General features: G+C 36.4%; 24 protein-coding genes. 1 reads left to right on the forward strand and 23 read right to left on the reverse strand.

Features of this window, described 5'->3' with window-relative positions:
• Nucleotides 1-39 precede the first annotated feature (39 nt).
• From EKM64_RS06095 to EKM64_RS06195, 21 genes are all read right to left on the reverse strand, one after another.
• Entirely contained in the window at nucleotides 40-333 is a 294-nt protein-coding gene (locus EKM64_RS06095; protein WP_125676650.1) for a glycine cleavage system protein H, read from the reverse strand.
• 10 nt (nucleotides 334-343) lie between these two features.
• Nucleotides 344-1,546, reverse strand: a complete 1,203-nt coding sequence (locus EKM64_RS06100; protein ID WP_125676652.1) for an FtsW/RodA/SpoVE family cell cycle protein — start codon at nucleotides 1,544-1,546, stop codon at nucleotides 344-346.
• Between the two features lie 11 nt (nucleotides 1,547-1,557).
• Nucleotides 1,558-1,779, reverse strand: coding sequence for a DUF2969 family protein (locus EKM64_RS06105; protein WP_125676654.1), 222 nt, complete (start codon nucleotides 1,777-1,779; stop codon nucleotides 1,558-1,560).
• 9 nt (nucleotides 1,780-1,788) lie between these two features.
• Nucleotides 1,789-2,079, reverse strand: a complete 291-nt coding sequence (yidD, locus tag EKM64_RS06110) for a membrane protein insertion efficiency factor YidD (RefSeq protein ID WP_125676656.1) — start codon at nucleotides 2,077-2,079, stop codon at nucleotides 1,789-1,791.
• 4 nt (nucleotides 2,080-2,083) lie between these two features.
• Nucleotides 2,084-2,266: a DNA-directed RNA polymerase subunit beta gene (locus EKM64_RS06115; RefSeq protein ID WP_125676658.1), complete on the reverse strand. Its 183-nt coding sequence runs from the start codon at nucleotides 2,264-2,266 to the stop codon at nucleotides 2,084-2,086.
• A gap of 8 nt (nucleotides 2,267-2,274) precedes the next feature.
• Nucleotides 2,275-3,264 carry a rod shape-determining protein gene (gene mreB, locus EKM64_RS06120; RefSeq protein ID WP_125676660.1) on the reverse strand — a complete coding sequence of 330 codons (990 nt, stop codon included), beginning with the start codon at nucleotides 3,262-3,264 and terminating at the stop codon, nucleotides 2,275-2,277.
• Between the two features lie 96 nt (nucleotides 3,265-3,360).
• Complete coding sequence (gene murA / locus EKM64_RS06125) at nucleotides 3,361-4,683, reverse strand: UDP-N-acetylglucosamine 1-carboxyvinyltransferase (protein WP_125676662.1); 1,323 nt, start codon at nucleotides 4,681-4,683, stop codon at nucleotides 3,361-3,363.
• Between the two features lie 34 nt (nucleotides 4,684-4,717).
• Nucleotides 4,718-4,951, reverse strand: a complete 234-nt coding sequence (locus EKM64_RS06130; protein ID WP_125676664.1) for a DUF1146 family protein — start codon at nucleotides 4,949-4,951, stop codon at nucleotides 4,718-4,720.
• 135 nt (nucleotides 4,952-5,086) lie between these two features.
• On the reverse strand, nucleotides 5,087-5,530 hold the full coding sequence (locus EKM64_RS06135; protein ID WP_125676666.1) for a F0F1 ATP synthase subunit epsilon: 444 nt from the start codon (nucleotides 5,528-5,530) through the stop codon (nucleotides 5,087-5,089).
• Nucleotides 5,531-5,547: 17 nt separating this feature from the next.
• Nucleotides 5,548-6,999, reverse strand: a complete 1,452-nt coding sequence (gene atpD / locus EKM64_RS06140; RefSeq protein ID WP_125676668.1) for a F0F1 ATP synthase subunit beta — start codon at nucleotides 6,997-6,999, stop codon at nucleotides 5,548-5,550.
• 20 nt (nucleotides 7,000-7,019) lie between these two features.
• Nucleotides 7,020-7,937 carry a F0F1 ATP synthase subunit gamma gene (locus EKM64_RS06145; protein WP_125676670.1) on the reverse strand — a complete coding sequence of 306 codons (918 nt, stop codon included), beginning with the start codon at nucleotides 7,935-7,937 and terminating at the stop codon, nucleotides 7,020-7,022.
• Nucleotides 7,938-7,954: 17 nt separating this feature from the next.
• Nucleotides 7,955-9,481, reverse strand: a complete 1,527-nt coding sequence (gene atpA / locus EKM64_RS06150) for a F0F1 ATP synthase subunit alpha (protein ID WP_125676672.1) — start codon at nucleotides 9,479-9,481, stop codon at nucleotides 7,955-7,957.
• Nucleotides 9,482-9,496: 15 nt separating this feature from the next.
• A complete protein-coding gene (gene atpH, locus EKM64_RS06155) occupies nucleotides 9,497-10,045 on the reverse strand; it encodes an ATP synthase F1 subunit delta (RefSeq protein WP_125676674.1) in 549 nt (182 codons plus the stop codon).
• Nucleotides 10,032-10,553: a F0F1 ATP synthase subunit B gene (gene atpF, locus EKM64_RS06160; protein WP_125676676.1), complete on the reverse strand. Its 522-nt coding sequence runs from the start codon at nucleotides 10,551-10,553 to the stop codon at nucleotides 10,032-10,034. The genes atpH and atpF overlap by 14 nt, the downstream gene beginning before the upstream one ends.
• A gap of 74 nt (nucleotides 10,554-10,627) precedes the next feature.
• Nucleotides 10,628-10,840 (reverse strand): F0F1 ATP synthase subunit C, encoded by a 213-nt coding sequence (atpE, locus tag EKM64_RS06165; RefSeq protein ID WP_057765691.1) that lies wholly within the window; start codon nucleotides 10,838-10,840, stop codon nucleotides 10,628-10,630.
• A 26-nt stretch (nucleotides 10,841-10,866) separates the two neighbouring features.
• The gene (atpB, locus tag EKM64_RS06170; RefSeq protein ID WP_125676678.1) at nucleotides 10,867-11,577 is read right to left on the reverse strand and encodes a F0F1 ATP synthase subunit A; all 711 of its coding nucleotides are present in this window, start codon (nucleotides 11,575-11,577) and stop codon (nucleotides 10,867-10,869) included.
• Nucleotides 11,578-11,665: 88 nt separating this feature from the next.
• Nucleotides 11,666-12,295 (reverse strand): uracil phosphoribosyltransferase, encoded by a 630-nt coding sequence (upp, locus tag EKM64_RS06175; RefSeq protein ID WP_125676680.1) that lies wholly within the window; start codon nucleotides 12,293-12,295, stop codon nucleotides 11,666-11,668.
• Between the two features lie 11 nt (nucleotides 12,296-12,306).
• Nucleotides 12,307-13,317, reverse strand: coding sequence for an L-threonylcarbamoyladenylate synthase (locus tag EKM64_RS06180; protein WP_125676682.1), 1,011 nt, complete (start codon nucleotides 13,315-13,317; stop codon nucleotides 12,307-12,309).
• A 2-nt stretch (nucleotides 13,318-13,319) separates the two neighbouring features.
• Nucleotides 13,320-14,204: a peptide chain release factor N(5)-glutamine methyltransferase gene (gene prmC, locus EKM64_RS06185; protein ID WP_125676684.1), complete on the reverse strand. Its 885-nt coding sequence runs from the start codon at nucleotides 14,202-14,204 to the stop codon at nucleotides 13,320-13,322.
• Nucleotides 14,149-15,246 (reverse strand): peptide chain release factor 1, encoded by a 1,098-nt coding sequence (gene prfA / locus EKM64_RS06190; protein WP_125676686.1) that lies wholly within the window; start codon nucleotides 15,244-15,246, stop codon nucleotides 14,149-14,151. Before prfA ends, prmC begins: the two co-directional genes overlap by 56 nt.
• A gap of 20 nt (nucleotides 15,247-15,266) precedes the next feature.
• On the reverse strand, nucleotides 15,267-15,839 hold the full coding sequence (locus EKM64_RS06195) for a thymidine kinase (RefSeq protein ID WP_125676688.1): 573 nt from the start codon (nucleotides 15,837-15,839) through the stop codon (nucleotides 15,267-15,269).
• Nucleotides 15,840-15,988: 149 nt separating this feature from the next.
• Between EKM64_RS06195 and EKM64_RS06200 the strand changes: the two genes are divergently transcribed.
• The gene (locus EKM64_RS06200; protein ID WP_125676690.1) at nucleotides 15,989-17,326 is read left to right on the forward strand and encodes a Mur ligase family protein; all 1,338 of its coding nucleotides are present in this window, start codon (nucleotides 15,989-15,991) and stop codon (nucleotides 17,324-17,326) included.
• A 56-nt stretch (nucleotides 17,327-17,382) separates the two neighbouring features.
• Here EKM64_RS06200 and EKM64_RS06205 read toward each other — a convergent pair whose 3' ends face one another.
• Together EKM64_RS06205 and EKM64_RS06210 are read right to left on the reverse strand one after the other, a co-directional pair.
• On the reverse strand, nucleotides 17,383-18,363 hold the full coding sequence (locus EKM64_RS06205) for a serine hydrolase domain-containing protein (protein WP_125676692.1): 981 nt from the start codon (nucleotides 18,361-18,363) through the stop codon (nucleotides 17,383-17,385).
• Nucleotides 18,364-18,629: 266 nt separating this feature from the next.
• On the reverse strand, nucleotides 18,630-21,194 hold the full coding sequence (locus tag EKM64_RS06210; RefSeq protein ID WP_164505309.1) for a BspA family leucine-rich repeat surface protein: 2,565 nt from the start codon (nucleotides 21,192-21,194) through the stop codon (nucleotides 18,630-18,632).
• Nucleotides 21,195-21,373 lie beyond the last annotated feature (179 nt).

Raw genomic sequence — 21,373 nt, forward strand, 5'->3', positions numbered from 1 at the left:
CAAGGAATAAGCAACAATAAATGTATTGGTTATAATTATTTAATTATTCACTTCAAAAAGCCAAGCATCTTCTTCAGAACCATTTAATAATTCGGGATTATCAGTCAACTTATCATTAACCTTAACGATTTTACCGGCAATTGGTGATTGTAATTCGACGACAGCTTTTTGTGCTTCGACCTCACCAGTAGAATCACCGACCTTAATATCATGTCCTAAAATTGGCAAATCGACAAACTTTACTTTACCCAAAGCTTCTTGTCCGACTTTAGTCAAACCAACTCTGGTTGTCTCTTCTCCAGCCTTTGTCCATAAATATTTTTTTTCAGACATACTTTTCTACCTACCTTTGATTAAATGTACCATTTTCAAACATATAACTCTTATGATGGAATCTCATCGACATAATTAATCCTATACCAATCATATTACCCAAAAGTGCAGATCCACCTTGAGAAATAAATGGTAACGGGATACCAGTCAATGGTAATAAACCGATGCTCATACCAATATTTTCGAAAACATGGAACAAGATCATCATAATAACACCCGTTGAAACATAGGCATAGAATTCATTTTTAGTATCAAATGTCACTTGGATCATTTGGTAAATCAATAAGAAATACAAGAATATCAAGACACATGAACCAATAAACCCAAAGTTCTCTCCAACAACAGAGAAAATCATATCTGATTCACGAACTGGGACATAAACATTGGATACATCAAAGCCCTTACCAAATAATTGTCCGGACCCAATGGCCTTCATATTCTGCCAGATCTGATACCCATTTTCAGAAGTATCCTGTGAGGGATTCAGCCAGCTGTCAATTCTAGCAAATTGATATGCCCTAAAACCTAAATGAGACAGTTGTGATCTTCCCCAGTCAGTTGTGGCAAACATCAGAGCAACACCACCAACAACAGCAACAATAAAAAACGCCGTTCCAATGATTCTCCAATCAATACCTGAAACAAGAATAATTCCACCCAAAATGGCAATAAATACTAATAATGTACCTAAGTCATTTTGCAATTTTAACAATACTAAAACTGGCAATGTCCAGAGGATCAATTTGCCTAATAATGAAAAATCGCTTCTCAATGTGTGAGTTTGAAACTCAGTATTATGATTTGTTACGACTTTACTCAACATCAATATATACGCAGGCTTCATTACCTCAGACGGCTGGAAAGTAAATGGTCCTAAAGCAAACCAACTCTTAGCACCCGTTTGAGCAAAATAAGTTCTACTGTATAGTACCAATACTAAAACCAGTAACGCTAATCCACCAAAGTAGGCAATATTAGCGACCTGCCAGAGTTGTTCAGCGTCAAGCTGCATTATAACTACTACAATGACAGCTCCAATTGCATACCAAACCACTTGTGATGCGACATTCTTTAATGGATTTTGTGAATCCTGAATCGTCGCAACATAAATAGACATCAAGCCAATTATGGCTAACATCATAACCGAAAAGATGACTCCGTAATCAATTCTTGATTCTAAATCATTTTCTCTTTTATTATTTTTTATTTGCATTTTAACACCTATTAATGATTATGTAGATTATACTGCATCAACAATTCGTTTATTGCATCGTCAAGTTTAACTGACTTAAATGGAGTGTCGTTACTTTCGACATATGATAAGTAACGTTCTCCCTCTTTTTTAATAGTACCAATGTACTTTTTACCATCCCAAAGTTCATAAACCTCAGGATCATCACTAATATCTTTTAAATTAATTTCAACTGCTTTCTTTTTTCTAGCCATTAAATCTTCCTATTCTTTACTATGAAATTTCTTAGCAATAATCTCATCTTCATAGTCTTCGGGATGAGGATTGCGAAAAATGGTGAAATTATCCGGAACAGGGTCCACTCCACCACGAACAAACGGGTTACAACGCAGAATACGTGCAGTTCCCATGATTGATCCTAAAATTGCACCATGCATTTTAACAGCGTCAATAAAATAAGTGGAACACGTTGGGTAATATCGGCAACTAGGTGGTAATACTGGTGATATAAATTTCTGATACATTCTGACAAGACCAATCAATAGTTTCTTCACTGTGCTACCTTAAAAAGTCTAGCATATGTGCCCAAGTTCCAGGCCACAATACGGCTAATGGATTTGATCCGCCAAGTGCAGAACCAATTAACATACCAAGAATAAAGAAGATCAGAATTAGTAGAAGTACCCAACCTATTTTTCGAAAAATTTCCTTACGATATTCTCTACCAAAATCTTTTTTCATTATTCACCCTAGTATTTTTTATGTTTTTCAATATTTTCTAGCAAAATACCTGTTCCTAAAGCAACTGAATCTAGTGGACTTTCAGTCATTAAAACAGGAACTTGTAATTCTTCAGCCAATAACTTGTCTAAGTTTTTAAGTAATGAACCACCACCGGTCAACATAATGCCACGATCAATGATATCCGCAGATAACTCAGGTGGTGTTTGTTCTAAGACACCTTTGGCAGCTTCAACGATTTGAAGAACACCATCATGTAATGCGCCTTGAATTTCTTTTTCATTTACCGTAATTTCTTTAGGCAAACCAGTAACGATATCGATACCACTAGCAGAAAATGTGACCTTTTCGTCAGCTTCCATAGCGGAACCAATTTCAATTTTGATTCGTTCTGAAGTTCTTTCTCCAATAATCAAACCATGATTTGATTTAATATATGATTGAATTGCCGTAGTCATCTTATCACCAGCAAAACGCAGTGAACGACTAGTTACAACGTCTCCCATTGAAAGGACAGCAATATCACTAGTACCACCACCAATATCAATAACCATATTACCTTGGGGTTTAAAGATATCAAGACCAGCACCAACGGCCGCAACCTTAGGCTCAAATTGTAAATAAACCTTTCCGCCACCAGCTTGTTCAGCTGCCTCAATAATTGATTTTTGCTCAACTGGCGTTACATTTGTTGGAGCACAAATCATAATTGTTGGTTTTGAAAAACGACTTCTAACATTTAATTTATCAATAAAATACTGAAGCATTTTTTCAGTTATATTAAAATCAGCAATTACACCATCCTTTAAAGGACGAATTGCTTTAATATTTGCTGGAGTTCTACCAACCATTTGGTAAGCATCTTCACCAACGGCAACGACATCATCGTTCTTTGTATTAATTGCTACTACTGAAGGTTCGTTTAAAACGATACCTTCTCCTTTTACATCAATAAGTACATTTGCTGTACCCAAATCAATTCCTAGATATTTCGACATACTATATCCTCCAAAATCTAAACAAAAAAAGTATATCATAACAAGCGCCATCATTAAATTGCCATAAATAAAAAAAGAAAGTGGATCAACCACTTTCTAAGCCAATTTATTGATACTTGAAACGGTATGTAATACTAGATTTTCTCTTCCGTCTTTATCAATTGATACACGTCTTATATTGGCGCCTAAACTTCTTAACTTTTCAGTGAAATGATAATAACCACGATCTAAATACTGCAGGTTAGAAACTCTTGTTTCGCCTTCAGCAACTATACCAGCTAAAACAAGTGCTGCAGCAGCCCTTAAATCAGTTGCTGAAACTTTAGCACCTGTTAATTGTGCTGGTCCAAACATAATAACAGAATTACCTTCTATCTTATAATCAGCCTTCATTTTCCCAAATTCTGGAAAATGCATAAAGCGATTCTCGAAAACAGTCTCCGTCATAACGGTAGTACCTAAACTTAATAACTGTACTAAGGTCATTTGTGCCTGCATATCTGTTGGAAAACCAGGATGAGGCAATGTTTTAACATCTACTGGACGAAGATTATCTGTTCCAATAACTCTAATTCCTTCATCTAATTCTAAAATATTAACACCCATTTCCTTTAATTTAGAAATAAGTGGACGATTATGAGCTGCGATAGCATCCTTGATCATGATATCTCCGGCTGTAACAGCGGCGGCGACCATGAATGTACCTGCTTCGATCCTATCTTGCATAATTGAATGCTCACAACCATGAAGTGCTTTAACACCTCTGATACGGATGGTATTAGTACCAGCTCCGCTGAGATCTCCACCCATTTTACTTAATACGTTTGCTAGATCAACGATCTCTGGCTCGCGAGCAGCATTATCGATTACTGTTTCGCCTTCAGCCAATACGGCAGCCATCATAATATTTTGTGTGGCACCGACACTTGGGAAATCTAAGTAAATGTTAGTTCCCTTCAAACCATCTGTTTTAGCGTCGATAAATCCACCATTCTGTTGGAATTCTGCGCCCATAGCTTCTAGTCCCTTAATATGTAAATCAATTGGACGAGAGCCGATAGCACAGCCTCCTGGCATCGCTACGTGTGCTTCCTTGTTACGGGCCAACAATGGTCCTAAAACAACGATCGAGGCACGCATCTTATCAACTAGTTCCTCTGGTGCGGTCGTTGTGATTCCTTTCGAAGCATCAACAGTTAATACTTCGTTATCTTCATCAAAAGTTACGTCAGCACCAAGTGCACGCAACATCTTTGTCATCGTTATGACGTCTGACAATGGAGGGATATTTGTTAGGGCTACTTCCCCTGAAGAAGCCAATAGAGTCGCTGCTAAAATTGGTAACGCGGCGTTTTTGGCTCCTTCAACTTTAACAGTTCCCTTTAACTTAGATGGTCCATTTACGATAATTTGTTGCACAATATTTTCCTCCAAAATGCTGGAATCGGTAGAATTAGAAAAGTAAGGTCAAGTTCTGTGAAACATTGATTATGTTCAAGAAAAATGAACTGACAGTGTAGCCTAAAGCAACAGCTAAGAATGCTATAAGTAGTTGCAACATTCTAGGACTGACTGATTTATTATAAAACTTTTTCCAGTCAATTACTTGTAAGCAATTAAAACTTAGCCAAATAAAAACTAGATGGCTTACTAGTGTGAAAATTGCATTAACGCCTAGATTTTGCATTCTATAACCTCACTTTGTATAGCATAACACTGTCATAATGATATGTTTTACTTTATTAAAAATACTTAACTCTTTTCATAGTACCAAAAAAAGGACAAAGACTAAACCCGAAAGTTTTATCTTTGTCCTTATTTATTATAATTTTGTATCTTCATGCGAGCTAACGTTGATTCTGTTGATAGCTTTACGCAATGATACTTCGGCACGATCAAGATCGTCCACATTATGTTTTTCTTTAGCAGTTTGAATTTTCTTCTCTGCTGTTTCCTTTGCATACTTAGCACGTCTCAAGTCAATATTGATGGCTCTTTCTGCACTATTAGCGACAATAGAAACAAGATTATTGCTGAACTCCAGGAATCCACCGTTAACCGCAATTGCATCTTCATGATTAGGAGTATCGTCACTCTTTACACGAACTTCATCGATCTTTAATGGAGCGATGATAGGTTCATGGTTAGCCATGATTCCGATATTCCCACTGATGGTGCTTGCTACGATAAGATTTGCATGATGGTCATAAACAACACCATCAGGAGTGACAATATTGACCGTCATTGGTTCACTTTGATCAGCCATATTATTCCCCTCCCCTTTTAGTTAGCAACTGCCTCAGCAGCACCATTTTGTTGTTCATTTTCTGGTTCCCAGCCGGATTTCTTAGCTTTATCAAGTACATCTTGAATTCCACCAACACCATTAAAGGCATCTTCTGGAACATCATCATACTTACCTTCTAAGATATCCTTAAAGTCCTTAACTGTTTCTTCAACAGGAACGTAAGAACCTGGAACACCAGTAAATTGTTCGGCAACACTAAAGTTTTGTCCCAAGAAGAATTGAATACGTCTTGCACGTGCAACCGTAGTTTTTTCTTCATCAGACAATTCATCCATACCAAGAATTGAGATAATATCTTGCAATTCACGATATCTTTGAAGAACCTGTTGAACTCTTGTAGCAACATCATAATGTTCTTGTCCAACGATTGATGGATCAAGAGCTGAAGATGACGAAGCTAGTGGATCAACAGCAGGATAGATACCTTGTTCTGTTAACTTACGTTCAAGGTTAGTTGTAGCATCCAAGTGAGCGAAAGTTGTGGCAGGAGCAGGGTCAGTATAATCATCAGCAGGAACATAAACGGCTTGAATTGAAGTAATTGAACCCTTCTGTGTAGAAGTAATTCTTTCCTGCAATTGACCCATTTCTGTAGCTAATGTTGGTTGATAACCAACAGCTGATGGCATACGTCCTAATAAGGCTGAAACTTCAGAACCAGCTTGAGTAAATCTGAAAATGTTATCGATAAACAATAGCACATCTTGACCCTCAACATCACGGAAGTACTCAGCAATTGTTAAACCTGTTAAGGCAACACGCATACGAGCACCAGGTGATTCGTTCATCTGTCCATAAACCATGGCAGTCTTTTCAAGAACTCCTGATTCTTTCATTTCATAGTAAAGGTCATTACCTTCACGTGTTCTTTCACCAACACCAGTAAATACTGAAATACCACCATGCTCTTCAGCAATATTGTGGATCAACTCTTGGATAAGAACAGTCTTACCAACACCGGCACCACCGAACAAACCAATCTTACCACCACGAACGTAAGGTTCGAGAAGATCGATAACTTTGATACCTGTTTCAAGAATTTCTGTTGATGTATTTAATTCATCATAAGCAGGTGCTTGACGGTGAATGCTATCTCTTCTGAAGTCTGCGGGAAATTTCTCGCCTCCATCGATTGATTCACCTAAAACGTTAAATACACGGCCCAAAGTTTCTTTTCCGACAGGAACAGAAATTGGACTACCTGTATTAATAACATCGACACCTCTTTGAAGTCCGTCAGTAGAACTCATGGAAATGGCACGCAAGGCGCCATCACCTAATTCTAGAGCAACTTCAAGGGTAATTGTTGATCCGTCATGCTTTGTAATTTTCAAAGCATCATTAAGTTCAGGAAGATCTCCGTCTAAAGGAAACTCCACGTCAACAACCGGACCAATTACCTGAATAACTTTACCTTTGCTACTCATTAATTTGGCTCCCTTCTAAACTATTCTAGTGCAGCAGCACCGCCGACAATTTCAGTAATCTCTGTAGTAATTTGAGCCTGACGTGCACGGTTGTAATGTAATGAAAGATCAGAGATCAAATCATCGGCATTATCCGTAGCACTCTTCATGGCTGTAACAGAAGCAGCATGTTCTGCTGTCTTTGCATCCATGATCGCTCCGAAAGTTAAGCATTCAATATATTGAGGTACAATTGAAGCCAAAACTACTTCTGGACTTGGCTCTGTTAAATATTCACTAGCAATATGTTTTTCCTCAGGTGTAGTGTCCTTAGGTTTAGTTAATGGCAATAACTTGTCATTAGTAAATCTGGATACAAGTGAGTTGACATGATGATTATGACAGACATAAATTTCGTCAAAGCTACCAGCTTGATATAATTGCAAAATTGTTTTCACAATAGGTTTTACATCTTCAACTGTTGGAATATCCTCTAAACCACGATATTCGTAAGAAATATCATACCCACGTGTCTTGAAAAACTCAGTTCCGGTATTGCCCAGTGAAATAATAGTAAATTTACTTGTATCGTTATGATATTTGGTCTTAAAAAGATCCATCATAGCTTTCAAAATATTACTATTATATCCACCTACAAGACCACGATCACTAGTTATAACAACATAAGCAGTCTTTTTGACCTCACGCACTTGAAGAAGATTATTTAGACTCATTGGATCTTTTGAGTTTCCACCAGCGGCAATTTCACCAAAGACATCACCCACTGTTAAGTGTCTAATAATTTCCTCAACTTTGCTTGCATATAATTGATAAGCAACAGATTTCTTTTCAATACGAGAGAGTTTAGCACCAGAAACCATTTGCATGGCTCTTGTTATTTGACCGGTTTTCTTAGTAGAAGAGATTCTTCTTTTAATGTCCATAAGTGACTCAGCCATAATTTAAACCTCCTGTATTATTTATCTTGCTTGTCAGACTTTGAAGCCAAGAAGTTCTCAGTGAACTCTTGTACACCTTGTTTCATCTTGTCTTCATCAGGTAGTTTACCTGTTTCCTTAATTTCTTTTAAGAGATCGGCATGATTTGCATCGAAGAATTCAGAAAGTGAAGCTTCATATTCTAGGATATCGTCAACTTTAACCTTATCAAGAAATCCTCTAGTTAAAGCAAATAAGATCAATACCTGTCTTTCAACGGCGATGGGTGCGTGTACTGGTTGTTTTAGAACTTCAACAGTACGACGACCACGATCTAGTTTTGCCTTAGTAGCCTCATCAAGATCAGAACCAAATTGCGCAAATGATTCCAATTCACGATATGAAGATAGATCCAGACGTAGAGTACCGGCAACTTTCTTCATAGCTTTAATTTGAGCGTCACCACCAACACGAGAAACGGAAGCACCAGCATCAATAGCTGGACGTGTACCTGAATAGAATAAATCACTACCCAAGAAAATCTGTCCATCAGTGATAGAAATAACGTTTGTAGGAATATATGCGGAAATATCACCGGCCTGTGTTTCGATGATTGGTAGAGCGGTCATTGAACCACCCCCAAGATCATCACTCAACTTAGCTGCACGTTCTAGTAAACGTGAGTGTAAGTAGAAAACATCACCAGGATATGCTTCACGCCCAGGTGGTCTACGAAGCAATAGCGATATCTCACGATAGGCAGTAGCTTGCTTGCTTAAATCATCATATACGATAAGAACGTGCTTACCGTTATACATGAAATATTCACCCATAGCAGCACCAGCATATGGTGCAAAGTAAAGCATAGGAGCTGGTTGACTAGGTCCAGCCTCCACAACAATGGTATAATCCATTGCGCCGTTCTTTCTTAATGTTTCAACTTGGTTTCTAATAGTTGATTCCTTTTGACCAATTGCTACATAAACACAGATCATATCTTGATCCTTTTGATTAATGATTGTATCAATAGCAATTGAAGTCTTACCAGTCTTACGATCACCGATAATCAATTCACGTTGACCACGTCCGATAGGAACAAGTGAATCAACGGCTTTCAAACCTGTTTGTAAAGGTTGGAAAACTGATTTACGTTGCATAACACCTGGTGCAGGTGATTCGATAGGTCTTGTCTTATCAGTCTTCATTTCTCCAAGTCCATCAACTGGTTGTCCCAAAGCATTAACGACACGTCCAATAAGTGCATCACCTACTGGAACTTCCATGATACGACCAGTTCTTTTAACTGTATCGCCTTCACGAATTTTGTCATAATTTCCCAAAATGATAATACCAACATCATCACTTTCAAGGTTTTGAGCCACACCAAAAGTACCGTCTTGGAATTCAAGTAATTCACTTGCCATAGCGTTTTCAAGGCCATTAGCACGAGCAATACCATCACCGACATATGTAACTGTACCTACTTCATCAACTGAGAGTTCATTTTTATAGTTCTTTAACTGTTCTTTGATCAGTGAACTAATCTCTTCAGTTTTGATGCTCATTCTTTTCACCTCTACTTATTTATTAACTAATAGCATGTTTTTGATGTCATTAAATCGCTTAACAACGCTGCCATCAATTACTTGATCACCAACACGGATAACAACTCCGCCGATGATTGAAGGATCGATTACTTTTGTTAAGTTTGCTTTTTTTACAGAAAAGCGTTGTTTAACAACAGATCTTAGATTTTCTTCTTGTTCTGTGCTGAGAGGAACTGTTGTTGTTGCAGTAACTTCAACGACCCCATTGTCTTCGTCATATCTTTCGATATAAGAATCAGCAATTTCAACTAAACAATTCATACGATCACGATCAAAAAGCATACTCAAAAAATCCTGCATTAGTTCGCTTAAACCAGATTTTAAAGTTTCTACGACCTTTTTTCTCTCATTTCGAGAAACTGAACGTCCAGCAAATAATATATTTAAACTTGGATTTTCAAGATAAACTTGCTTAAGAACTTGTAATTCTTTCAAGTTTTCTTCAACAGATCCCTGTTCCTCAGCAACTTCATAGAGTGCTCTGCTGTAACGCTTGCCCACTTGAAATTTACTTAGTTTCATTATTTACTGTCAACTCCTTAATATAAGAGTCAACTAAAGACTTTTGATCGTCTGCATTAAGCTCTTTAGAAATAACTCTTGAAGCTATTTCTAAAGACAAGTTTGCGATGTCATTTTGGGCATCTTGCATAGCATCTTGTTTTGCCTTTTCAGCATCTTGTTTGGCTTTTGTTCTTACAGTTTCAGCTTCACTATGAGCGTCTGCTACGATGGTCTTCTTTTGTGAATCACCATTGTCTTTAGCTTTGTTGACGATCTCAATTGCTTCAGCACGTGAATTTTTAAGTGCTTCTTCACGTTCCTTACCCAGCTTGTCCGCACGTGCACGTTCTTGATCAGCATAATCTAAGTCTCCAGAGATTTTTTCTGATCTGGCATCCATCATCTTTGTGACGGGACCCCATGCATAGTGTTTAACAGCTAGCGATAACAGGATAAAAGAAATAAGAATAAAAAGCATATCACCTAAAGCTATTTTGCTTGCTCCGAGTACTAATAAACTTGCCAATATTCTCAACTCCTTCCTTTCCTATAAAACATAAAAAAGGCGATTATATTTTTTATCGCCAACTAATGTATGTATTATACGAAAAGAATAACGAATGAAATAGCAATGGCAATGATAGGAACGGCTTCGATAAGACCAACACCGATAAACATAGTTCCTCTTAATTGACCAGCTACTTCTGGTTGACGAGCCATACCCTCAAGGGTTTTAGAAATAACAAGTCCGTTACCAATTGATGCACCAAAAGCTGCTAAACCAGCTGCAATAGCTGCCGCGATTTCTTTCATAATTTAAAAATCCTCCAATATAAAAGTTATTCTCTTTCCATTTTACGTGAAATATAAACCATAGATAATGTGGTAAATACATACGCTTGGATGGCTCCAATAAAGACTGAAAAGCCTTGCCAGATCATTTCTACCGGAATGGCAACAACAAATGATACTAGGCCAAAACTCTTAGCAACAGTTCCAATAAGTGCAAGAAGTACTTCACCGGCAAATATATTACCGTAAAGACGCAATGACAACGTTAAGAAGTTCGTAAACTCCTCCAGAAGGTTAATTGGTAGCAAAAAGCTCACCGGTCTCGCATAATTGGACAAGTATGTGCCGAATCCGAATTTCTTTACAGAATAGTAATGTGCCAGCATTAACGAAATTAAAGCTAGTGACATGGTAATTAACGGATTAGTTGTTGGCGACTTAATATACGTGAAACCATCAACCTTGATTTGGAATATTAATCCTAGTTGGTTAGATACAAAGATAAACAAGAATAATACAAATGCGTAAAGACTAAATCGACTACCTGAACCATCCGGAAACGCCGATTTAACAATACTATCTGTAAAATCAATCATCCACTCTAAAACGTTTTGAGCTTTTCCTGGCCTCATGGTAATTTTTCGTGATAACGAAAAAACTAGAATAAAAACAAGAATAGCCGAAACAAGTGCTGATAAATCGTTTGCAACATTGAATTTTAACCCTAAGAACTCAATAAACTTGTACTTATCATCCAATAATAACCCCCCTTTCTTTACTTATTGAAAACATATTGATACCTCAAAATAATAACACTATAAAAAAAATATTCAAACAGTGTTTTTTTTATTTAGTACCAAATAATCTGTCTCCAGCATCACCTAAACCAGGGAAAATGTAACCACTATCAGTAATTCTTTCGTCAAGTGAGGCAGCATAAATATCAACATCAGGATGTGCATCTTGTACCGCTTTTACACCTTCTGGTGCAGCAACTAAAACAACAAGTCTCATGTGCTTTGCTCCACGCTTCTTCAATGCATCAATGGCCATGTTAGCTGATCCACCAGTAGCAAGCATTGGATCAACGATAAATAGATCACGTTGATCAATGTCACTAGGAAGCTTCACAAAATATTCGTGTGGTTGAAGAGTCTTCTCATCACGGTACATGCCGATATGACCGACTTTAGCGGCTGGTATTAATTCCAAAACACCATCGACCATTCCCAGTCCAGCACGAAGAATAGGAATAACGGCCAATTTCTTTCCGGCTAAAACTTTTTGTGTTGATTTGCCCATAGGTGTCTCAACTTCTACATCCTTTAATGGTAAATCTCTAGTGATTTCATAAACCATCAATTCACCAATTTCATTGGCCACTTCACGGAAAACTTTTGTTCCTGTGTGTTTGCTTCTAATGATTGTTAGTTTGTGTTGAATTAATGGGTGGTTCAGTACTTGAAATTTAGACATTATATTTCTCCTTATTTTTCGTAATGTTTTTGACCAGCAGATTTATTTAAACGGTTTCGATATGCATCCCCATGATCAGCATCAGGGAATCCCTGTGCCAATATATAGGTAACTTTTTCAGCATCCAGACTTCTTAATCCCGCAAAGAGATATTTTGAAGCAGAGATTACATCTTTACCTAATGAGAATTTTCTGAAACTCTCAGGTGCTTTTTGAAGGATCTCATCAGTTGCTAGTATTCCGATAGGAACCTTCATATCCTGATACTCAGAAATTGCTTTAGGAAAATCATTTGTAGCATCGACAATAATCACTTGTGCACTAGGAGCATAATGCTTGTATTTCATTCCGGGTGCCTTTGGAATTTCTTCGTCTTTAACTTTATGATGATCACTTCTCACATTACCGATAACCTTTATCAAATCATCATATGTGATCATTCCAGGTCTTAGAATTGTTGGTACATCAACTGATAGGTCGATCACCGTTGATTCAACTCCTAAAAGTGTTGGACCATCATCTAGAATCGCAGCTATCTTGCCCTTTAAATCATGATAGACATGTTTTGCCAAAGTGGGGCTTGGTTTTCCACTTGTATTAGCAGAAGGTCCTACGATAGGTTTACCAAATTTTTCGATCAAATCTAGCGTAACCTTATTATTTGGCATTCTAAAAGCAGCGGTTGAAAGTCCACCTGTAACCTCTTTTGACAAAGCATTTTTCTGAATAGGCATGATAATCGTCAATGGACCCGGCCAGAAACTTTTCATTAACCTTTCAGCTAATGGCTTGTAATTATTGTCAGCATATTGCCAGACCATCTCAGGACTGGAAACATGTACGATCAAAGGATTATCACTGGGACGTCCTTTAGCCGCATAGACATTCTTAACGGCATCTGGTCTAGTTGCATCTGCACCCAAACCGTAAACTGTCTCAGTTGGAAATGCTACAAGTTGACCATCAGCTATGAAGTTAACCGCTTCTTGGATCTGTGAATCGTTTAGTATCTCTGTTTCCAAATCTACACCCTCTCCTTCTTTGCTTTAAGATACCGATCATTACCATTAATATCCTTATAGAATTTTACCTGATATTTGGGCATATTATCATCAAAAATTTGTTTTATTTCAGATTTTTGATGATATCCAAATTCCATATAAAGTGAACCATCGATATTTAAATATTGATCAGCAACTTTTGTTATATCCTGATAGAATTCTAAACCATTATTATCTCCATATAAAGCTAAATCCGGTTCATATTTAATAACACTGGGATCCATTATCTTTTTTTCATCTAAGGAAATGTATGGTGGATTAGAAACAATCACATCAAATCTCTCATTATTGATTTCTTTAAATAAATCACTCTGTTTAAAGAAAACATTATTCGTCTGATAGTTATCGGCATTTAACTGAGCGACCTTTAGTGCATCTTCTGAAATATCAGTTGCCAAAATATCATCACCTGGAAAGGTTAAAGCCAAATTAATAGCAATGATACCTGAACCCGTACCAATATCCAAAATTGATTGTTTTTTATTAGAATGGTCAGAGATTATCCTCTGAACCATTTCCTCAGTCTCTTGTCTGGGAATCAATGTGTTTTCATTAACTGTAAAAGTTTTATCCATAAAATAGGCATAACCGAGTATATATTGAACTGGTTCATCCATCCCTAGGCGGACAATTCCGTCACGAAATTTATGTATGATATCACCAGGGACTATCTCATTACGATGAAGCTGTAGTTGAGTATAGTTAAATCCTGATAATTCTTCCATTAAATATTGCGCGTCTTCCGGATATTTATTTTGTTGTTTTAACATCAAAAAAGCCCTTTTCAGGGCATTAGAATAGTTTAGTCTCTCCACTTTGAATTTGCTCCAGTTTTTGAGTTTGGTCATAAACAATCAAGGCATCGATGATTTCTCCCAATTCCCCATTCATGATACGATCCAACTTATTCAGTGACAAACCAATCCTGTGGTCTGTAACACGATTTTGTGGATAATTGTAGGTTCTAATTCTTTCTGAACGATCACCTGTACCAACAGCCGACTTACGTTTTTCATCATATTCACTTTGATTTTCTGATTCATAATAATCATAAACACGTGATTTCAAAATTTGCATAGCTTTTTCACGGTTTTGTTGTTGTGAACGTTGATCTTGCATGGCAACCACAATACCAGTAGGCAAATGGGTCATACGAACGGCTGATGAAGTTTTATTGATATGCTGCCCACCAGCACCAGATGAACGGTAAACATCGGTACGAATATCTTTAGGATCTATTTCTAACTCAACCTCATCATATTCGGGCATAATAGCAACTGTTGCAGTTGAAGTATGAACACGTCCCTGTGACTCAGTTGATGGGATTCTTTGAACACGATGTGCCCCATTCTCATATTTCAATTTAGAATAAACACGGTTACCTGTGATCATAACGGCAACGTCTTTGTAACCACCGACTTCAGTATCAGTTTCATCGATAATTTCAAAACTCCAGCCTTGTTTTTCAGCGTATTTACTGTACATTGACAAAAGATCAGCTGCAAACAAGCTAGCTTCATCACCACCAGCAGCACCACGGATCTCCATAATGATATTTTTATCATCGTTAGGATCCTTAGGAAGCATTAGAAGCGTGATTTCATGTTCAACTTTTCCTACTTCTTCTTTTGATTCATTTAATTCATCCTTAGCCATAGCTTGCATCTCGGCGTCGTCTGTTTCACGCAAGATTTCGTCACTATCACTAATACTCTGTTTTAATTCTTTGTAGTGTTTAAAGGCATTAACAACATCACGCATATCAGCTTCTTCTTTGGAATACTGCATATAGCGTTTCGTATCGTTAATAACTTCAGGGTCACTCATTAATTCTTGTAATTCACTGTATCTATCAACTAGGGTCTCTAGTTGTTCTAATATTTTATCCAACTTAACGATCCTTTCTTAAACTATTTTATTGGAGGATTATTATAATGGCGACGGCAAACGGGATAGTACATTTCATTGCCACCAATAACGATCTGGTCGCCTTCATAAACTGGTTTACCATCGACCATTCTCATGTTCATTGTTGCTTTCTTTTTACAGAACCAGCAGATTGTTTTCATTTCTTCCAATTTATCTGCATATAATAGAAGATATTTTGAACCTTCAAACAATTCATTTCTGAAATCGTTTTTCAATCCAAATGCCATAACAGGGATATTCAGCTCGTCCACTAATCTAGTAGCCTGCAAAACTTGATCTTTAGTCATGAACTCACATTCATCAATTAAAATGCAAGCCACTTCAGGGTTCAATTCAACAACGATGTCATAAAGATTTGAATCAGGTGTAAGAGCAATTGCATCAGCTGACAAACCGATCCTACTCTTAATTGTACCAACACCTGAACGTGTATCAAAGGCACTAGTCATTAAAATAACTGACTTGCCTTGTTCTTTATAGTTGTGAGCCACCTTTAATATCTCGATTGACTTACCACTATTCATCGCACCATACTTAAAAAATAATTGAGCCACTCTTCCGCCTCCAAATAGATTCCTTGAAGATTATAACTAAAAAAATCGTTATTGAACATATTAAACATTATCTAAATTGAATCAATTTGCGATAAAATAACGTTTAGTTATGATAATATTATTTTATTCAAGTTAATTGGGGTTTTATAATGACATTCAAATCAAGTATTGCAACACTAACAGGAAAGACATCTTATTTCATTTTAAGTAAATTTTTCAACGGCGGTTCATCTTACCCTGGAAAAATTGCTTACAAAATTGATCCAGATATTTTAAAAAGTCTCGGTAAAAATTATGATCTGATCATTGTTACCGGCACAAATGGTAAAACTTTAACTACATCTTTGATCAATAAAATGTTAACACAAAAGTACGATGACGTTTTGACTAATCCTACAGGATCAAACATGATTCAAGGAATCGTCACAAGCTTTGTGACACATAACAAAAAATCTAAACGTCCACTAGCTGTTTTAGAAGTCGACGAAGCTAATGTTGAGATCATCTGTAGATATATCAAACCAAAATACTTTATTTTGACTAATATCTTCCGCGATCAAATGGATCGTTATGGTGAGATCTACACGACTTATCAAAAAATCTTAAATGGTATCAAGTTGGCACCTGAAGCAACTATTATTGCTAATGGCGACGCTTCGATCTTCTCATCAAAGGAGCTTCCAAATAAAATCATCTATTATGGCTTCAATGCTGATGGTCATGAAAACGAGGACTTCAAAGCACCAACAAATACTGATGGCGTTCTCTGTCCTAAATGTAATCACATCATGCACTATCATATGATTACTTACGCTAACCTAGGCAACTACTTCTGTCCTAACTGTGGCTTTAAACGAAATGATTTGAAGTACCAAGTGACTTCTGTTGACGAATTACTTCCTAATATAAGTAAATTCTCGATTGATGGTAATGATTTTGAAATGAATATCGGTGGTAAATATAACGTCTACAACGCTTTGGCAGCTTATGCTATTGCTAAAGAAATGGGCATTAGTATCGATCAAATCAAAAAGGCCTTCTCCTATGATGAGAAAGTTTTCGGACGTCAGGAAACTATCACTGTTGATGATAAAGATGTAAATATCATCTTAGTTAAAAACCCAGTTGGTTTGAATCAAGTTATTGAAACCATTCTTAGTGACAAAGATGACTATTCGTTAGCATTCTTGTTAAATGCCAACTATGCCGATGGTATTGATACTAGTTGGATCTGGGATGGTAATTTTGAGGACTTCGACTATAAAAAATTGCCACTAGTAATTACCGGTGGTAAACGTGTTAAAGATGTTACCTATCGTTTCAAAATTGCCGGTTTAGATATGGACAAAAATATCGAAACGGTTGAAATTGAGGATTTCGTTAAAGAGATCCCTAATATCCCAACTAAGAAAATCTACGTACTAGCAACCTATACTGCTATGCTTTCACTTAGAAAAGTATTGAATGATAAAGGTTATATAAAATAAGAAATCTCTACAAAACATATCAACAAAAAAACAGTAATCACATTTGATTACTGTTTTTATTTGCTCTCATTTAAAAAACTATCCAAAATAGTATAACGACGCTCTAAGAAAATTTGATTGTGTTCGATTGGATGTACTCTATTGGTCAAAACGATCATCGCATTTTGATGTTGATAATCCAAAGCAATAAAATGGCCCGTATATCCAGTATGAAATAACACATTGCCAGGTTTAATATCCCATCCCAATGAACGACCAGGATTCAAATCAGTAAAATTCTTATAAAGAAATTTATAATCAGTTTGGAGCATTCCTTTAGCAAATTGCATCACATCGACTAAATTATCAAACATCCCGGCTGATCCGCAGTGTTCTCCCAATTGTCGAGCCTTCGGGTCATTGGGAATACCAACTAGCATTTTCCCATCAACTGGATAGGTTGGTGTACAACGACTTATTTCAGGATCAAAAGTAGCATCTTCTAAATTCCAAGTTTCATGGACAAAATTTTTAATTACCTTTTGGACTGGTTCTTGATAGACTTTTTCAATTATCAAACCTAATAAAATCATTCCAGTATCCGTATAAACGACTTTTTTGTTGAAATTATCTGTCACTGGTAAATTCAGCAATGCATTGATCAATTCTTGATCGTTCAACTTGTCACGATCAGGAATATAACCTGCAATTCCAGAAGTGTGCGTCAATAAATGAAATATTTCAACACGATCATTTTTAAATTGAGGTAAATATTTTTGAATAGGATCATGTAAATCGAGTTTTTTTTCATCAATCAATTTTAAAATAATTGGAACTGTTCCCATAACTTTAGTCAAAGATGCCAAATCGTATAACTCATTACCTGCAAGTGGTGTAATCTCCGGTTGCCAAGATTTATTACCTGCAAAATTGGCCTCGTCATAGCTAGTTTTTATCTGTTTGCCATGGTTACTGATAAATCCGTAACTGACGCCAGGAACAATCCGCTGATTCACTAGATTTAAAATTTGTGCTTCTGTCTCTTGAAATTTTTTCATTCCTTATCTCCACAATTATTAATGCCTTAATTGTATCGTAAAAATAACATCTAGGATAATTTAACTAGCCAATAAGATTTATGGAAACTCGCTTGTAATAAAAAAAACATAAACGCCCATATTAAAAATAACCCTGATCTGGGCAACTGTAGTTATCATCACGAAGTAATGATATCGTAAAATAAAATAGCTGCCTCTAATATAACAAATAAAAAACGTTCTAAACCTCCAATATTATCAAAGATTTTAGAACATTTTTTTAATATCTAGATATTATCATTCAATACGACGTCAGATGCTTTGACCCATTCGTTAGTTGATACACGATACATTTGAATACCGTTGATTTTAGCCACTTTGTCAGTCTTCCATGCTGTATTAGCCGACAAGGTATGCTTTGATGCTGTACCTGTTTCATTGTAAACTACGACATTATTTGAACTTGTATTAACTACATCATTTACTGCTGTATAAGGAAGAACACTGTCTTCTTTAACAAATTCGTTGGTTGATACACGATAATACTTATTGCCATTGATCTCTGTATAACGATCAAACAACCAATCTGTACCAGCTGCCAGTGTACGACTAGATTCATTATAATGAGCATCAATTAAAGCTTTATCACTATCAAGATAGGCTTTAGCAGTACCATTATCAGACACATATACATATACGTCATCAGCTCTGACCCATTCGTCAGTAGAAACACGATAATACATCGTACCGTTACTGATCAAAACTTGATCACTTTGCCAATCGGTATTCGTATCTAGAAAACGTCCTTCTATAATATTTCCACTAACATCATAAAGCTGAGCAGCGGGTTCATCTGCATATGTAGCAACAGTTTGATCTTGCGCAATTATTTGCGAATCATTAGTTTCTGAACCGCCAGGATTTGTTCCAGTTGATCCGTTATTATCCGTGTCACCAGTATTATTGTTGTTATTATTTGTATTTCCATTATTGCCAGTGTCGGTTGAACCAGAACCACCGGTTGATGGATCCGCAGTATATTTGACTTGTTCGTCTGTAGTAATAGTTTTATTTGCATTGACGATAGCACTAACTGTTTCTTTATCAGATGTGTAACCATCAATTTGTGGGACCTTAACCGTAATAGTATCACCGATATTACCGGTTTGATTCTCAACTGTTTGAGATCCTAAATTAGATTCAATAATGACAGATGCAGTTACACTTGTATCAATTTTTTGTACGCCTTCACGAACCCAAGTATCATCTGGACCACCATTATTAGCATATAAGGCCATCAATTCCTCTGAGGTGAGCTTAGAACTACCTTCAGGGTTATCGACGGTTCCTGTACCAACGTTGATCCATTTACCCGTTAAAGTATCTGAAGTTGGCAAATTGGATAAAGCTGGGTCACCACTAAAGATATCATTACCACTCAATACCAATTGTTTAATATCAGCATTAGCAAATAAATAATTTGAATTGGCAGTTGAACTCATTTTCCAAGTTGATAAATCTAATGAGTCAAGACTCTTATCTCCAATAAACATGCTAGAAAAAGTCTTAACCTTTGATACATCCCAATTACTTACATTCAGTGATTTCAAGTTTGAATCTGATTGAAACATCCCAGACATATTAGTTACATTTGAAACATTCCATTTTGACAGATCTATTGATGATATATCTGATTGTCCACTGAACATCCCAGACATATCTTTCACATTTGAAACATTCCAATTAGACAAATCCAAGGACTTCAAGTGACCCCCACCTGAGAACATATCTCCAAAAAACATGTGGTTCATACTTACAACATTTTGTGTGTCCCATTTTGAAATATCAAGTTCTGTAAGTGATGGTAAGGTTGAAAAAATATAGTCCATATAAAGAACATTAGACGCATTGAAATTATTAGCATTAACGATCGAAGTAACTTTGGTTAACCCCGAAAATAAATAGCTTGAATCAGCATTTCCATTAACTACGTCATCAAATACTATTGATGTTATCTGATCTGAATATGATGCCCATGGACTGGTATAAATCGATGTTGCAAGATCACCTGCACCAATATGCAAAACATTATCTGAACTAACGTACCAGTTAGAAGTGCCAAAAGTACCTTCAGCAATATTTGGGGCAGCTACTTCTGCACTTGCAGCCATTGGAACTGCAGCGGATTCTTCATTTGTTGCTTCATCACTTGCACTCGTTACATCATCGACAAGATCAGTATTTCCAGGTGTTGTGTTTGTTCCATCGTTACCATTTGCGGGATCAGTATTTCCTGATGTTGTGTTTGTTCCATCGTTATTATTTGTAGTATCAGTACTTCCTGATGTTGTGTTTATTCCATCGCTATTATTTGTAGTATCAGTACTTCCTGATGTTGTGTTCGTTCCATCATTATTGTTTATAGAATCAGTATTCTTGTTGGCTGTGCTAGATGCCGGAGTATTTTCAGTATCACCAGAGATTGTATTATTAGATGAACCACTTATCCCAGATCCATCATTAGCGGTTCCAGATCCTGTACTTCCTGAATCCTTATCGGTTGAATTAGATGTTTGACCTTTTGTTGAATCTAATTTTGTATCTTCCGTTCCTACAGTTCCACTGGAACCATCAGTTACCGTAGTACCAGAATTCGTCTCTGATTGATCATTTGTTTCGGTCGAAGTTGTTGAAACTGTTGGAGTGTCATCAGCATAAACTGTTGTTGTTCCTCCAATAAAAATTGCTCCAGCAAAAAACAAACTGCTAACAATGACCCATTGTGTTCCAGATTTTTTTAATCTTTTTTTTACAATGCTGTTTGGGTTACTTTTTAACTGGTTAAATCTCATTTTTAACATCCTCGATTCTAAATATCAATATATGCATATTCTAAATCCAAAAGTGTCATAAAAAGTTTCATAATTCGTATGAAAATTTTATAAAATTTGGAATATCAAATTTTTCAATTATTTATATAAAAGAATTACACCAGAATTTTGTCGAGATCACCTAATAATAATCAAAAAAA

The organism is Companilactobacillus keshanensis, from assembly GCF_003946205.1.
In the GTDB taxonomy this organism is placed as follows: Bacteria; Bacillota; Bacilli; order Lactobacillales; family Lactobacillaceae; genus Companilactobacillus; species Companilactobacillus keshanensis.